The organism is Burkholderia sp. SRS-25 (genome assembly GCF_004343765.1).
Classification (GTDB): domain Bacteria; phylum Pseudomonadota; class Gammaproteobacteria; order Burkholderiales; family Burkholderiaceae; genus Burkholderia; species Burkholderia contaminans.
Genome location: NZ_PTXM01000022.1, coordinates 152,419 through 166,686, shown reverse-complemented (window position 1 = coordinate 166,686; position 14,268 = coordinate 152,419). Strand labels below are relative to the sequence as shown.

The 14,268-nt window shown below is 67.6% G+C and carries 12 protein-coding genes and 1 pseudogene; 6 read left to right on the top strand and 7 right to left on the bottom strand.

Going from position 1 to position 14,268, the window contains the following annotated elements; all coding sequences use genetic code 11:
* Nucleotides 1-29: 29 nt before the first annotated feature.
* A complete protein-coding gene (locus tag C5O79_RS29295; RefSeq protein WP_046544832.1) occupies nt 30-1,313 on the bottom strand; it encodes an MFS transporter in 1,284 nt (427 codons plus the stop codon).
* A 219-nt stretch (nt 1,314-1,532) separates the two neighbouring features.
* Here C5O79_RS29295 and C5O79_RS29290 point away from each other — a divergent pair, with 219 nt between their 5' ends.
* Nucleotides 1,533-2,153, top strand: coding sequence for a TetR/AcrR family transcriptional regulator (locus C5O79_RS29290; protein ID WP_046544831.1), 621 nt, complete (start codon nt 1,533-1,535; stop codon nt 2,151-2,153).
* 55 nt (nt 2,154-2,208) lie between these two features.
* Nucleotides 2,209-2,781, top strand: coding sequence for a DUF1415 domain-containing protein (locus C5O79_RS29285; protein ID WP_041492730.1), 573 nt, complete (start codon nt 2,209-2,211; stop codon nt 2,779-2,781).
* Nucleotides 2,782-2,881: 100 nt separating this feature from the next.
* Here C5O79_RS29285 and C5O79_RS29280 read toward each other — a convergent pair whose 3' ends face one another.
* The 3 genes from C5O79_RS29280 to C5O79_RS29270 all read right to left on the bottom strand — a co-directional run bounded on the left by C5O79_RS29280 (nt 2,882) and on the right by C5O79_RS29270 (nt 5,617).
* Complete coding sequence (locus C5O79_RS29280; RefSeq protein WP_039352243.1) at nt 2,882-3,772, bottom strand: SAM-dependent methyltransferase; 891 nt, start codon at nt 3,770-3,772, stop codon at nt 2,882-2,884.
* Nucleotides 3,773-3,861: 89 nt separating this feature from the next.
* The gene (locus C5O79_RS29275) at nt 3,862-4,995 is read right to left on the bottom strand and encodes a class I SAM-dependent methyltransferase (protein ID WP_131931960.1); all 1,134 of its coding nucleotides are present in this window, start codon (nt 4,993-4,995) and stop codon (nt 3,862-3,864) included.
* A gap of 127 nt (nt 4,996-5,122) precedes the next feature.
* On the bottom strand, nt 5,123-5,617 hold the full coding sequence (locus C5O79_RS29270) for an LEA type 2 family protein (protein WP_046544828.1): 495 nt from the start codon (nt 5,615-5,617) through the stop codon (nt 5,123-5,125).
* Nucleotides 5,618-6,261: 644 nt separating this feature from the next.
* On the opposite strand from C5O79_RS29270, the gene C5O79_RS29260 reads away from it, so the two are divergent.
* Nucleotides 6,262-8,430, top strand: a complete 2,169-nt coding sequence (locus tag C5O79_RS29260) for a M1 family metallopeptidase (RefSeq protein WP_046544827.1) — start codon at nt 6,262-6,264, stop codon at nt 8,428-8,430.
* Nucleotides 8,431-8,553: 123 nt separating this feature from the next.
* Here C5O79_RS29260 and C5O79_RS29255 read toward each other — a convergent pair whose 3' ends face one another.
* Nucleotides 8,554-9,474 carry a LysR family transcriptional regulator gene (locus C5O79_RS29255; RefSeq protein ID WP_046544826.1) on the bottom strand — a complete coding sequence of 307 codons (921 nt, stop codon included), beginning with the start codon at nt 9,472-9,474 and terminating at the stop codon, nt 8,554-8,556.
* A gap of 161 nt (nt 9,475-9,635) precedes the next feature.
* Here C5O79_RS29255 and C5O79_RS29250 point away from each other — a divergent pair, with 161 nt between their 5' ends.
* On the top strand, nt 9,636-10,613 hold the full coding sequence (locus C5O79_RS29250) for a zinc-binding alcohol dehydrogenase family protein (protein WP_046544825.1): 978 nt from the start codon (nt 9,636-9,638) through the stop codon (nt 10,611-10,613).
* Between the two features lie 24 nt (nt 10,614-10,637).
* A pseudogene (locus C5O79_RS29245) lies at nt 10,638-10,787 on the top strand (DUF1427 family protein); the annotation flags it as partial.
* Between the two features lie 27 nt (nt 10,788-10,814).
* Here the strand turns inward: C5O79_RS29245 and C5O79_RS29240 are convergent.
* Together C5O79_RS29240 and C5O79_RS29235 are read right to left on the bottom strand one after the other, a co-directional pair.
* Nucleotides 10,815-11,840, bottom strand: coding sequence for a transporter (locus tag C5O79_RS29240; RefSeq protein WP_131931958.1), 1,026 nt, complete (start codon nt 11,838-11,840; stop codon nt 10,815-10,817).
* Between the two features lie 207 nt (nt 11,841-12,047).
* The gene (locus tag C5O79_RS29235; RefSeq protein WP_047851565.1) at nt 12,048-13,004 is read right to left on the bottom strand and encodes a hypothetical protein; all 957 of its coding nucleotides are present in this window, start codon (nt 13,002-13,004) and stop codon (nt 12,048-12,050) included.
* A gap of 121 nt (nt 13,005-13,125) precedes the next feature.
* Here C5O79_RS29235 and C5O79_RS29230 point away from each other — a divergent pair, with 121 nt between their 5' ends.
* Nucleotides 13,126-13,971: a M15 family metallopeptidase gene (locus tag C5O79_RS29230; RefSeq protein WP_046544823.1), complete on the top strand. Its 846-nt coding sequence runs from the start codon at nt 13,126-13,128 to the stop codon at nt 13,969-13,971.
* Nucleotides 13,972-14,268 lie beyond the last annotated feature (297 nt).

Here is a 14,268-nt window from a genome sequence, read left to right as displayed (position 1 = left end):
CGGCCGGCGCGGCTCACGGATTGGCGCGGTCAGGCCGCCTGCGCGGCTGCGCGCGACGGGCCGCGGTTGATCCGCAGCACGATCAGCGCGCCGATGATGCACAGCCCGCCCGAAATCATCGACGCGATCGTGTAGGTGCCAAGGCTCGCGCGCAGCAGCCCCGCGCCGAGCGCCGCGAACGCCGCGCCGAGCTGGTGGCCGGCGACGATCCAGCCGAACACGACCGGCGCCGCGGCCTTGCCGAACACGTCGGTCGCGAGGCGCACGGTCGGCGGCACGGTCGCGATCCAGTCGAGCCCGTAGAACATCGCAAACAGCGGCAGCCCGAAGAAATCGATCCCGAACGCGTGCGGCAGGTAGATCAGCGACAGCCCGCGCAGCCCGTAGTACCAGAACAGCAGCACGCGGTTGTCGTAACGGTCGGACAGCCAGCCCGACAGCGTCGTGCCGAACAGGTCGAACACGCCCATCGCCGCGAGCAGCGACGCGCCCTGCACTTCCGTCATCCCGTAGTCGCTGCACATCGCGATCAGGTGCGTGCCGACATAGCCGTTGGTGCTTGCACCGCAGATAAAGAAGCTGAAGAACAGCAGCCAGAAATCGCGCGAACGGCTCGCCGTCAGCAACGTTCGGAACGCGACCGCGAGCGGGTTCTCCTTCGTCGCCTCGGGCGCGGGCGGCGCATCGGCCGGCTCGCCGTACGGGCGCAACTGCACGTCGGCCGGCCGTTCGGGCAACAGGAACGCAACCAGCGGAATCACGATCGCGGCCGCGACTGCGACGACCAGCACGACCGGGCGCCAGCCATGGCGCTGTGCGATCGCCGCGAGCATCGGCAGGAACACGAGCTGGCCGGTGGCCGTGCTCGCAGTCAGGATCCCCATCACGAGGCCGCGCCGCGCATGAAACCAGCGCGTGACGAAGGTCGCGGACAGCGTCAGCGCGACCACGCCCGTCGAGCAGCCGACCATCAGGCCCCAGATCACCACCATCTGCCAGCTCTGCGTCATCATCGACGACAGCGCGACGCCCGCGCTCATCGTCACGAGCGCGGTGAGAATGGTCGGGCGCAGCCCGAAGCGCTGCATCGCGGCAGCCGCGAACGGGCCCGTCAGTCCGTACAGCGCGATATTCACCGAGATCGCCAGCGAAATCGCCGCGCGGCTCCAGCCGAGCTCGCGTTCGAGCGGCACCATCAGCACGCTCGGCGTCGCGCGCGTGCCGGCCGCCGCCAGCAGGATCAGGAATACCACCGCCGCCGCGAGCCATCCGTAGTGGAAGCGCCCGCCGATTCGTGTCACCGCCCAGTTCATCTTCGCGTTCTCCTGTTGGCGGCTCCGGTGCCTCCGCACCCGCGCCGCTCGCCCTGCCAGGCCACCTCCGCCGCACGCTGCATCGGCTGACCCGGGCCGACGCTTGGCATTTGTCTATCGACCCGATCGGCATTGTTACCGACCGGTCACAAGTGTGTTGCGATCGTAGTGACCAATCGGTAACATGTCAAGCAATCCAATATGCAGTCGAGGGTCATCATGTCGGGCATCGAGATCGCCAAACCGCTGCCGCGCCGCACGCGCCGGCCGATCGACGGCGCCACCGCGCAGGAGCACCTGCTGCGCGCCGCCGAGGAACTGTTTTACAAGGAAGGTGTTCGGTCGGTGGGCGTCGAGGCGGTCGTGGAGCGGGCGGGCGTCAACAAGATGAGCCTGTATCGGCAGTTCTCGTCGAAGGACGAGCTGATCCTCGCGTACCTGGAGCGGATGGATGCGTGTTTCTTCGACCGCTTCAACACGAGCGTCGCGAAGCACCCGGGCCAGCCGAAAGCGCAACTGATCCAGTATTTCGTCGATCTCGCCGAGCGCGCGACGCAGCAGGATTACCGCGGTTGCCCGTTCGTCAACGTCGCGGCCGAATTCCCGGATGCGTCGCACCCGGCGCGCGAGCGCGTCGCGCAGAACAAGGAACAGCTGATGAAGCGGCTCGTCGCACTGTGCGAAGACGCCGGCGCGCGGCAGCCGCAGGCGCTTGCCGACTCGCTCGCGCTGGTGATCGAAGGCATCTACGCGGCAAGCCAGACCTATCGGCACGGCGAAACGCCGATCGGCGTCGCGCCCGCGCTCGTCACGCAGTTGATCGAAGCCGCCTGCGCGTGACGGCTCGCCCGCTACAATGCGGCCCTCGCCGCCCTTCCGCCCGACTGGTTTCACGATGACCGACACCCGCCCCGAATCGCACGACGACATCCTCGCCGCCACGCGGCACTGGCTCGCGCGCGCGGTGATCGGGCTCAATCTGTGCCCGTTCGCGAAAAGCGTCTATGTGAAGGAACAGGTGCGCTACGCGATCAGCGAAGCGACGACGCTGGAAGATGCGCTCGCCGAACTCGAAACCGAGCTGCGTGCGCTCGACGCGGCAGACCCGCAGCAGGTCGACACGACGCTCGTGATCTTCCCGCATGCGTTCGCCGATTTCATCGACTACAACGATGCGCTGTTCTTTGCCGACCGACTGGTGCGGCAGCTGCGGCTCGACGGCGTGCTGCAGATCGCGAGCTTCCATCCGGACTACCGGTTCGAGGGCAGCGAGCCCGACGACATCGAGAACTACACGAACCGCGCGCCGTATCCGATCCTGCACCTGCTGCGCGAGGACAGCATCGCGCGCGCGGTCGACGCGTTCCCGGACGCGTCCGCGATCTACGAAAAGAATCAGGAAACGCTGCGGCGCCTCGGCCATGACGGCTGGCGCGAATGGATGCGCCGGCCGGGCGACGACGTCTGACGCGGCGTGCAACGGACGGCGTGTAGCGTGCGACGTGCAACGGGCGACGTGCGACGTGTAACGGGTGGCGTACAACGTGCGCGACGCGCCCGCCCGCAGGTCAGCTGGCGGCCGGCTCGACGGCCTCGCCGCCCGCCGCCGCGGCCTCCGGCACGAAGAAGCGCGCGTTCAGCTCGGCGAGCCCGAACATCCCGAGGATCTCGTTCAACCGCTCGCCGGGCCGCCGGCGCGGCAGGTTCTTGTATTGCGCGATGATCAGCTCGTTCTTCATCGAATGCTCCCAGCCGACCAGCTCGGTCACGCTGACCTGGTAGCCATGCGCTTCGAGCTGCAGGCAGCGCAGCACGTTGGTGATCTGGCTGCCGAATTCGCGCGTATGCAGCGGATGCCGCCACACTTCCGTCAGCGCATTCGCGAGCGACTTGCCCTTGTTCTTGCGCAGCACGCCGGCGACTTCCGCCTGGCAGCACGGCACCAGCACGATGTGCTGCGCGCGCTTCGCGAGCGCGAAGCGGATCGCGTCGTCGGTCGCCGTGTCGCACGCGTGCAGCGCGGTGACGACGTCGACCGTTTCAGGCAGTTTCGGCGACGTGATCGAATCGGCGACCGACAGGTTCAGGAACGACATGCCGCCGAACCCGAGCCGCGCGGCAAGCTCGGCCGAGCGCGTAACGAGCTCCTCGCGGGTCTCGATCCCGTACACGTGCGACGCGAACGCCGGCGTGCCGTGCCCCGGCTGCTGCTTGAAGAACAGGTCGTACAGGATGAAGCCGAGATACGACTTGCCGGCGCCGTGATCGACGAGCGTCACGCTGCCACGCTCGGCCTGCACGCCGGCGAGCAGCGGCTCGATGAACTGGAACAGGTGATAGACCTGCTTCAGCTTGCGGCGGCTGTCCTGGTTCAGCTTCCCGTCGCGGGTGAGGATGTGCAGTTCCTTCAGCAGCTCGACGGACTGCTCCGGGCGGATTTCGTGGGTCTTGTTCGACATCGTGAAGCGGCGCCGGGCCACGGTCGGTCGACCACGGCCCGGCGGCGGGAATTCGTGAGGAATGGCGGTAGTTTACCGAAAATGTGCGGTCAGGCTCGTGCGCCGAGCCGCCAGAGCGACGTGACCTCGGCCTGGCGTGCCGCGTGCAGCGGATCGTCGGCATCCATCGCCTTCGGGTGCGCGGGGCGGATGTCGTCGCGGCCGAGCACGACGAGGCCTGCTTCGTCGATCCATTGCAGCAGCGTGTCGCGCGGCCGCAGGCCGAGATGCTCGGCGAAATCGGACAGGATCAGCCAGCCTTCACCGCCCGGCGCGAGGTGCGCAGCGAGCCCTGCGAGAAAACCACGCAACATGCGGCTGTCCGGATCGTAGACCGCGTATTCGATGGGTGCGCTCGGCCGGGCCGGCACCCACGGCGGGTTGCAGACCACGAGCGGCGCACGGCCGGCCGGGAACAGATCCGCCTCGACGACTTCGACACGGCGCGCGTGGCCCAGCCGTTCGACGTTCTCGCGCGCGCAGGCGAGCGCACGTGGATCCTGGTCGGTCGCGACGACACGCTCGACGCCGCGCGACGCAAGCACGGCCGCCAGCACGCCGGTGCCCGTGCCGATATCGAACGCGAGCGACGTCGCCGGCAGCGGCGCGCGCGCGACGAGTTCGACGTATTCGCCGCGCACCGGCGAGAACACGCCGTAGTGCGGGTGGATCGGCGCGCCGCCGAGCGCCGGAATCGGCACCCCTTTCTTGCGCCATTCGTGCGCACCGACGAGGCCGAGCAGTTCGCGCAGCGATACGACAGACGGCGCGCCGCCGGGCCCATACGCCTCTTCGCATGCGGCGCGCACGTCGGGCGCGCGGCGCAGCGGAATCGTGTAGTCGGCGTCGAGGGGGATCAGCAGCATCCCAAGCGTGCGGGCGCGCTGCGACTGCGCGAGACGATGCAGGTTGAATGCGTCGACGCCGGCCGTGGCTTTCGCCTTCTTCGGCTTGCGCTCGACACGGCGCGCCATCGCCTGCACGAGCTGGCGCGCATTCTGGAAATCGCCCTGCCAGACGAGCGCGGTGCCCTCGCAGGCGAGACGGTAGGCCGCGTCGGCGGTGAGGCGGTCGTCGGCGGGCACCGCGCGCTTCGGCGGTTGCACGCCGGCTTCGGAGCGCCAGCGCACGGCATGATCGGCGCCGTCGGCGTCGGTCCAGTGGAAAACAGGGAAATCGGTCACGCGAACTCGGTTACGGTTGGCTTCAACGGGCGGCGCGACTGTATTGCGGGCGCCGCGCGGCTCACACCATACCGCGCTTTGCCCGCGCGGCAAAGCACGGGGCCGGCCCGCGCCGCGCTCGCCCGGCTCAGCCGCCCCACCCCGGCATCGCGGGCAAGCGTAGCGTACCGGCATCGTTGAAGTGAACGGTGCCGAGCACGCCGCCCGCGAGCCTGCCGCGCAGCGCATACGGCAACTCGCCGCTCGCGGCGGCGCCGGGCAGGTTCCACGCCTGCCGCGCGGCAGCGAACGCCGACACGGAAACCGGCACGTCGAGCACGGCCTCGCCAAAACGCGGCACGGTGCCCGAGCGATCGCTGACACCGCTCGCGAACGGCGTGCCGTTCAAGTCGAGCGCCACCGAGATGCCGTCGTAGTCGATCGGCGCGTCGTTCGGGTTCTGTACGCGCAGCTTCAGGCTGAAACGCATCTCGAGGCCCTGCCCGACGAGCGGGTCGAGCCCGGCGACCGTCACGCGCACCGGGTCGCGCGTCAGCCCCGCGCAGCCGCCGAGCAGGAGCACGGCGGTGAACAGCAGCAGCACGGCGCGCAGCGGCGCGATACGGAACAGGGTTCGTGGCATGGGAGAGCCTCCTCGCGGCAAATCGGTGAGCGGATCGTCGCTGCATTGTACCGAGCACGCCCCGGTACGCCGGGTTTCGTAGTTTTCGCAGTCCCGCGAGATCGTTAATAGATTAAAACTACGAAAATAACAGACGGACGGAAAGCGCATTAATGCCTCCCAGCATTCAATGAAGCACGGCGAATTCAATAGATGCAATTTCTAAATTTTTCGTTTCCTTTACCTAAAACCATCAAGTATATTTACGCATCCTTCGAGCAAGCCGACAAACCTTGAAGCCGCATGACGGTGATTTTACGGAACGGCGACATGCCTTCCTGCCATCCTGCGACGAGGCCCGGCCAGCCCCGTAGGTCGTCTGTTCAAAGGGGAAAGCGCGCCCGCCCAGGGCGTGCGGCTCCGTGTCGTGCGCGCGAAATCAATTCAGTACAACACGCGCCCGGCCATTTTGAACCGGCAAGTTAACCAATATCCGGAAATCCAGAGGGGGCAGTAAACCATGATTACCTTCACGTAGTCGGCCGCCGTCTTTTCGAATAATCCGTCATTGGCATTTTCATCGCTGTTGATTAACGGCGAGGGGATTGTTTTTGCCGGCGTTTTCGCAGCACTGAACGATTCTTTCAACAATCGAGGTTTCAGTCATGTCGATCAACATTCGCAAGATGCGTTATCTGCCGATCGTTGCCGCGCTCGCGCTAGCCGGGTGCGGCGGCGACGACGGCGGCGCGGGCTCGGCTTCCGCGCTCAGCTCCGCCGGCGCGCCGCACTCGGGCTCGTCGCCCACCGTCACCGCGCCGCCGAGCGCATCCAATGTCGACAAGAGCGTCTCGCCTGTCGAGTTGCCGGACACCGTGGTACCCGTGAACTACCGGCTGTGGTTCCGCCCGAACGACGCGCTGAACGCGTTCGACGGCCGCGCCGACGTCGAGATCAAGGTGCTGAAGCCGGTCAACAACATCGTGATCGCCGGCCACCGGATCCAGTTCACGAACGGCCGCATCACGCTGCAGCCGGGCAACATCCAGCTGATCGCGACACCGCAGGACAAGGGCGACTTCTACCAGCTGCGCCCCGTGAGCGGCACGATCTCGCCGGGCAACTATTCGCTGCACATGGAGTGGTCGGGCATCATCAACTTCAAGTCGTATGACGATCCGGTCAACCACACCGGCGGCAGTTGCGGCAACGACCCGTACCCGGGCTGCTCGGCAGCGGAAGGCGTCTTCCGCGTCGACCTGAAGGGCACCGACGGCAAGACGAGCGGCGCGATCCTCACCCAGGGCGAAACCAACCTGTCGCGCCAGTGGTTCCCCGGCTGGGACGAGCCGGCCTTCCGCCCGACCTATGAAGTGACGGCAGAAGTGCCGCAAAGCTGGCGGGTCGTGTCGAACGCGGCCGAGAAGCCGTCGACCAACGTCGGCGGCGGCTACAAGCTCGTGCAGTTCGAGAAGACCCCGCCGATGCCGTCGTACCTGCTGTTCTTCGGCGGCGGCCTGTTCGACACCTACGAGGACGACTTCTCGAGCCCGCTGCCGGGCGGCAAGGGCGGCCTGCACCTGCGCGTGTTCACGCCGCCGGGCATGAGCGACTGGGCGAAGCCGGCGATGGACCGCACCAAGCAGGCGCTCGACTTCTACTACCGCTACACGGGCATCGCGCTGCCGCTCACGAAGTTCGACACGGTGGCCGCGAACGACGCGTTCAAGGAGCAGAAGGACCTGAACTTCGGCGGTATGGAAAACTGGGGATCGATCCTCGAGTTCGCCGACGACATCCTGCCGCAGCCGGGCCAGCCGATGTCGCACTACGGCAACGAGGTGCTGACGCACGAAGTCGCGCACCAGTGGTTCGGCGATCTGGTCACGACCGACTGGTGGGACAACGTGTGGCTCAACGAATCGTTCGCGACGTTCTTCGAGACGAAGACGACGATCCAGTTCTTCCCCGACGAGTTCAGCTGGCTCGACCAGGTGAAGAACAAGTACCGCGTGATCAATCGTGACATCGGCCCGAACGCGTTCCCGGTCGCACCGAACTTCAACGGCTGGGCGTCGAACGACTTCGTGCTGAGCGCCAGCGCGTTCACGTACGACAAGGGCGGCCACGTGCTGAAGACGCTCGAGAACTATCTCGGCGAGCAGACGCTGCGCAAGGGTCTGCAGCAGTACCTGGTCGACTACTCGTTCGGCAACGGTACGCCGAAGCGTCTGTGGGATGCGCTGTCGAAGGAAAGCGGCCAGGCGATCGGCGCGATCGGCGACAGCTACGTCCGCCAGACCGGCGTGCCGCTGATCTCGCTCGACACGCAGTGCGACCTGACGAAGAACCAGACGGTCATCACGCTGAAGCAGCAGCCGTTCCCGAACAAGAACGCGTATCCGGGCCTGCAATGGACGGTGCCGATCACGCTCGCGTACGGCCAGGGTCTCGCGAAACGCACGACGCTCGCGCTGAAGGATACGCAGACGCAAACGCGCGTCGACGGCTGCACGGGCGTGGTCGCCGACCCGAGCGGGCTCGACTACTACGTCGTGAACTACAGCGACGCGGCCTGGAGCGGGCTGCTCACGCAGGTCAACGGCTCGACCGATCCGGTCCTGCTCGCGAACCTGAAGAGCGAGGCCGCACTGCTCGTCGCGAACAACCTCGCGCCGGCATCGCGCTCGACGTCGATCGGCTCGGTCGCTTCGCCGGCCGCGATGAAGCTGCGCCAGACGCCGACCTTCGGCGGCCTCGAGCCGGTGACGAAGGAACGCCCGGCACTGCACTACCAGGGCATCTTCAAGCCGCGCAAGGTAGTGACGCAGTAACGGTGCGCGTCCGGCCGGCGCCGCGCAGCCTGCGGCTGCCGGCCGGCGTACCGGCTTCTCCGACCTTTGACGGGCCTCGCATGCGAGGCCCTTTTTTCTTTCGGCACGGGCGCCCGCCCGCCGTCATGCCCACGCGGCATCCCACGCCGGCTGCGCGAACCACGTTGCGAGAAACGCGACGAGCCGCGACGCGCGCGCGGTGCCGCGCGCCTGCTGGCGCAACACGTGGATCGTCGCCGGCTCGGGCGCCGCCGCGAACTGCGGCAGCACCGCGCGCAAGCGTCCGTCGCGCAGCGCGTCGCCCGCGAGCCAGGTCGGCAGGTGCGCGAGACCGAGCCCGTCGAGCGCGGCTTCGAGCAACGCTTCCGAATGATTGCTGCGAAACCGCGGCTGCGCCGGCACGTGGCGGCGCTCGCCGAAACGCCACGCGCCCGGGGGCGGCGCACCGTGCCATGCGAGGCAGTCATGGCCGGCGAGCGCGTCGGGCGACTCGGGCTCGCCACGCCGCGCGAGATACGCCGCGCTCGCGCACAGCACGCGCCGCTGCGGCGCCAGCACGGTCGCGACGAAGCGCGTGTCCTCGAGCGGGCCGATACGCACCGCGAGATCGACGTCGGAGCCGAGCCGCGCGCCCTGCAGGTCGACCATGCTGTCGGTCAGCACCAGGTCGACCTGCAGCGCCGGATGGCGCTGCATGAAGGCAGCCAGCGCGGCCATCAGGTGCCGCCGGCCGAACGGCGCCGGGCAGTCGACGCGCAGCAGCCCGCTCGGCTCGTCGTGCTGGCTGTGCAGGTCTTCCTGCAGGCCGCGGAGCTCGGCCAGCATCCGCGTCGCGCGCCCGTACAGCAACTGTCCGGCCTCGGTCGGCCGCAGCGCGTGCGTCGTGCGATGCAGGAGGCGGATGCCGAACTGCGCCTCGAGCCGGTCGATGCGCCGCGTGACCGACGACGCGGCGACACCCAGCCGGCGCGCGGCCGCCGAGAAGCTCTGCTGGTCGACCACGTCGACGAACAGCGCCAGATGGGGGGAAAGGAAGTCGTCCATTCGGGGCCTTCGGAATTGGCTATGCGTTTCACGCAAAGCAATCATCCGCCTTTGCACGTTTCCGCGTCAAACCGGGCCGACTAGACTGCATGCATCCTTTTCACCCGCTGCCCGCCCCGCCCCATCGGGCCGCGCGACAGCCATCCGCCACGGAGATCATCATGCGCAGCATCCGCTTCGACGCCCCCGCCGCCGACATCGAGTCGCTCGACGCGCGGGTCAGGGAAATCGACCCGCCCGTCCCGGCCGACGGCCAGATGCTGATCGAGGTGCGCGCGGCCGGCGTGAACCCGAGCGACGTGAAGGCCGCGCTCGGTCGCATGCCCCACGCGGTGTGGCCGCGCACGCCCGGGCGCGACTGGGCCGGCATCGTGCGCAGCGGCCCGGACGGCTGGATCGGCGCGCCGGTGTGGGGCTCGGGCGGCGATCTCGGCGTGCATCGCGACGGCTCGCACGCGGAGTGGCTCGTGCTCGACGCGGCCCTGGTGCGCCGCAAGCCCGCCGTGCTGACGCTCGACGAGGCAGCCGGCGTCGGCGTGCCGTTCGTCACCGCCTATGAAGGCTTGCGTCGCGCCGGCATGCCGAAGGCCGGCGACGTCGTGCTCGTGTTCGGCGCGAACGGGAAAGTCGGCCAGGCGGCGATCCAGCTCGCGACCGCGCACGGCGCGACCGTGATCGGCGTCGAGCGCAGCGCCGGCGGCTATCGCGGCCACGCATCGGGCGACGTGCGCATGATCGATGCGTCGAACGAACCGGTGGCCGACGCGGTCCGCGCGGCCACCGGTGGCCACGGCGCGGACATCGTCTACAACACGGTCGGCAGCCCGTACTTCGAAGCGGCGAACGCGTCGATGGCGATCGGCGCGCGGCAGATCTTCATCTCGACGATCGACCGCAGCGTGCCGTTCGACATCTTCGCGTTCTATCGCGGCCAGCACACGTTCGTAGGCGTCGATTCGCTGCAGCTCGACGGCGCCACGGTGGCGCAGATCCTCGACACGCTCGCGCCCGGCTTCGGCAACGGCACGCTGCGCCCGTTCCCGATCGGCGACGACTACGTGTACCCGCTCGAGCGGGCACACGACGCGTATCGCGCGGTGCTGGCCGGTGCGCGCGAGCGCGTCATCCTCAAGCCCTGACGCCAGACCACACGGGAGACTGCCATGACGGATTACGTGATTTCGCTCGCAGTGGGCCTCGGCGTCGGCGTGCTGTACGCGCTGCTGCACGTGCGCTCGCCGGCCCCGCCGCTCGTCGCGCTCGTGGGCTTGCTCGGGATGGTGATCGGCGAACGCGCGATCGCGCTGCTGCGCTGACGCGCCGAGGCGGCGCCGGTGGTGCTAGCGATCGTCGCGCCGGCGGAACGCCCACCATGCGGCGAGCCCCGTGAAACCCGCGACGAGCAGCACCATCAGCCAGAAGCCGTGCTTGTTCTCCGAGAACGGCACGCCGCCGACGTTCATCCCGAAGAAGCCGGCGACGATGTTGATCGGCAGCGCGATCACGGTCACGAGCGTCAGCGTGAACAGCGTCCGGTTGTTCTGCTCGTCGAGACGCGAACCGATCTCTTCCTGCAACAACTTGATCCGCTCGTTGAGTCCCGCCAGATCGGCCAGCACCAGCGAGAACTCTTCGGTCGATTCGCGCAGCTCCTGCACGTCTTGCAGATGCAGCCACGCAGGCGGTTTCGCGAGCAGCCGGAAAATCGACCCGGGCTCGGGCGCGAGCATGCGCTGCAGGCGCGTCAGCGTGCGGCGCATCGCACCGAGCTCGATGCGGCTCGACGTGAGCCGCTGCGACAGGAAGCGATCCTCGATGCGGTCGACGTCGACGCTCGTGCGCCGCATGATCTGGATCAGCAGGTCGGCCTGGTCGCGCAGCAGGTGCACGAGCAGTTCCGCGGGCGACCTGAACTGCTCGCCGTCGCGCACGCACGCGCGCAGCGTGTCGACCGAGCGCAGCGGCTTGAGGCGCGCGGTGACCATGATGCGCCGCTCGACGTGGACGAACAGCGTCGCGATCTCCGACGGCGTCAGTTCGAGGTTGAACATCACGTCGTTGACGATCGCACGCAGCACGCCGTCCTCCTGCTCGATGCGCGTCGAGCGCGAGCCTTCGTGGAGGAATTCGAAGAAGCTGTGGGGCAGACCGAGGTGCGTGCGCATCCAGCGCTCGCTCGCGCCGTGCGCGAGATTGAAGTGCAGCCAGACGAAATCGTCCGACGCGGCATCGTGCTCACGGCACGTGCGCAGCCAGGCCGCAGCCGCGTCCGCATCGAGCGTTGCGCCGGAGCCGCCGGGAACGAAGCGGAATCCGCACACCATGCCGGACGTATCGGCGCCGTAAGTCTGTACGATCAGGTCCATCGTGTCGAAGGTCGTGCGGCGCACGGCGCGCCGCGCAAAGCGGGTCGCGCGCCCGCGCCGGAAAAGGAAAGGAGACGTATGCCCGACGGGCATGACGCGCCGGTGACAGCGTCACGCCGCATCATACCGGCCGATTCCGTGCCCCCAAAAGCAACGCGCCGCCCAACGGGCGGCGCAGGTGCGGCGGGTCGACACGCGCGGGACGCGTTACTGCCGCGTCTCCGACTGCGCGGCGCTCGGGCACGCGGAGTCCTTGCCCCAGTGACCATCGCAGACGCGCCAGCGGCACAGTTGATCCTCGAAGAAACCGCGCTCCGAACACTCCTTCACGCGCGACGCCAGCGAGCCGGTCGTCGCGGCCGTCTTGGTCGGCACGGCCTGCGCCTTCTGCGCAGCGAGCTTCTTGTCGGCCGGCTTCGTGCGCGCGACGAGCGCCGCGAGCAGGTCCGCATCCGGATCGTCCTTCGCGCCCGCCTTCGCGGTACGTGCCGGCGTCGCGTCGCGATGCTTCTTTGCCTGCGCGAGTTCGGCCTGCTGTTCCTTGTGACGCTTGCGGGCCTCGGCTTTCGCATCAGCCTTCGTATCGGTCTTGCCGTGCGCGGCGACCTTCGCGCCCTTCGCGGCGTCGGCCTTGGCGGTTTTGGTCGTGGCAGCAGCGGCGGCGGCGGCCGCACCGGCCGTGGCCGCACCCGATGCGTCGTCGGCGCCATTGGCGAGCGCACGCGACAGGCGGCTGCTGTCCGCGGCGGGCGCGGACGATGCGGACGCAACTGTCCGGGAAGCTGCGTCGTCGTTGACGATCGTGGCCGGTTGCACGGCGGATGCGGCGGACGCGGCATTCTGCGCGACCTGCACGGCGGCATCGCTGGCCGCTGCGGCCTTCGCCGGTGCGGCGGCTGCCGGCGCAGCCTCGGCCGTGACGGCGGGGGCCTGCTCGCCCGCATGCTGCATGCGCCATGCGCCCCAGCCGCCGACGGCGACCACCAGGGCCACGACGGCAGCGACCGGCGCCTTCAGCGAACGGCGCGGCGGCTCGGCCGGCGGCGTGACACGTCCTTCCAGATTCGCGAGAATGCGCGACTGCTGAGCTCCGTCGCCTGCCGGTTTGGTATCGGACAGCAGGCTGGGCGGAGATTTCGAATTTGAATTTTCCGGCGCACTCATTCAGCGTCTCATTGAATCCTGGTTTAATTCACCGCGATAATATAGCCCGGCCTCTCGAAGCAGCCTGATTCTAAGAGCAAGCATTGCAAAACACAATCAATTCTAATTTCCGGGGATTTCTTTGATTGCCGTCGCACTCGTCGCCTATTTCGCCCTTGCCGTAGCGGTTGCGGCACTGTTGCTTTTACCGGGTATCCGCGCGACCGTATTCGAATCCGTCGCCCAGTTTCACGGCCGCCTGACGCGCCGTGCGAACGATCGCGCCTCGCGTACGCGAAGTCAGATTGTTAAATCGGCAAGCGCTACGCGCGGCGCTTTAAACGACGTGCAAAATTTACTGGTTCGCCGGCGCTTGATGATTATGGTATCGGCAGGTATTCTTGCGACGCCGCCATTGGTCGCCATTGCGTTACGCGGCCGGCAATTGTTCCAGTACGACGACACGGCGCGCGTGCCCGACGAGAAGATCGCCGCGCTGCTGCAGGGCGAACAGCTCGTGCCGCCCCCGCCGTTGCCGCCGGAAGTCTTCGCCACCAAGGAGGTCGAGCAGGTACGCCCGGCGCTGAAGGATGCGAGCCGCGACTGGAACCTGCTGGATCCGGATTTCCGTACGCGTTTGCTGCTGGTCTACAAGATCATGCACGAACAATATGGCTATGAAATGGCGTTGCTGGAAGGTTATCGGAGCCCGGAACGGCAGAACCGGCTGGCGCAGATGGGCAGCAACGTGACCAACGCGGCCGCCTTCCAGAGTTATCACCAGTTCGGGCTGGCGGCCGACAACGCATTCCTGCGCGACGGCAAGCTGGTCATTTCCGAGAAAGATCCATGGGCGATGCGCGGCTACCAGTTGTACGGCCAGGTCGCCGAGCAAGTCGGCCTCACGTGGGGCGGCCGATGGAAAATGATGGATCTCGGGCACGTGGAATACCATAAACCCGGTTTTAAACTGGGACGCGGCAGCTAGTCAGGGCGGCCGGACAAGAAATAATGAGGGCGGCATGGGGCTTTTTAATCACCCGGCAGGAAACGATTTGGGCGGCGCAAACAATCGGGCATTCCGGTGCGCGATTTTTTCCGGCCGCCGCTTCCGTTTTAAATCTCACAGCGTCCTTTCGTTAATGCGCGCGCCTTCTCCGATGCCGCGGGCGCATTGATGCCAGCCCCCTTCATCCCGTTTGACAGCATGGCGACACATCGCGGCGCCACTCTTGCCGCTCGGCGCGCCTGCGTCGCCTCATCGAATCGCACCGGAACCTGAACG

Coding starts and splice junctions, on each gene's coding strand:
- C5O79_RS29240 (WP_131931958.1), bottom strand. CDS start 11,840: ATGGACCTGATCGTACAGACTTACGGCGCCGATACGTCCGGCATGGTG.
- C5O79_RS29295 (WP_046544832.1), bottom strand. CDS start 1,313: ATGAACTGGGCGGTGACACGAATCGGCGGGCGCTTCCACTACGGATGG.
- C5O79_RS29255 (WP_046544826.1), bottom strand. CDS start 9,474: ATGGACGACTTCCTTTCCCCCCATCTGGCGCTGTTCGTCGACGTGGTC.
- C5O79_RS29290 (WP_046544831.1), top strand. CDS start 1,533: ATGTCGGGCATCGAGATCGCCAAACCGCTGCCGCGCCGCACGCGCCGG.
- C5O79_RS29260 (WP_046544827.1), top strand. CDS start 6,262: ATGTCGATCAACATTCGCAAGATGCGTTATCTGCCGATCGTTGCCGCG.
- C5O79_RS29280 (WP_039352243.1), bottom strand. CDS start 3,772: ATGTCGAACAAGACCCACGAAATCCGCCCGGAGCAGTCCGTCGAGCTG.
- C5O79_RS29285 (WP_041492730.1), top strand. CDS start 2,209: ATGACCGACACCCGCCCCGAATCGCACGACGACATCCTCGCCGCCACG.
- C5O79_RS29250 (WP_046544825.1), top strand. CDS start 9,636: ATGCGCAGCATCCGCTTCGACGCCCCCGCCGCCGACATCGAGTCGCTC.
- C5O79_RS29235 (WP_047851565.1), bottom strand. CDS start 13,004: ATGAGTGCGCCGGAAAATTCAAATTCGAAATCTCCGCCCAGCCTGCTG.
- C5O79_RS29270 (WP_046544828.1), bottom strand. CDS start 5,617: ATGCCACGAACCCTGTTCCGTATCGCGCCGCTGCGCGCCGTGCTGCTG.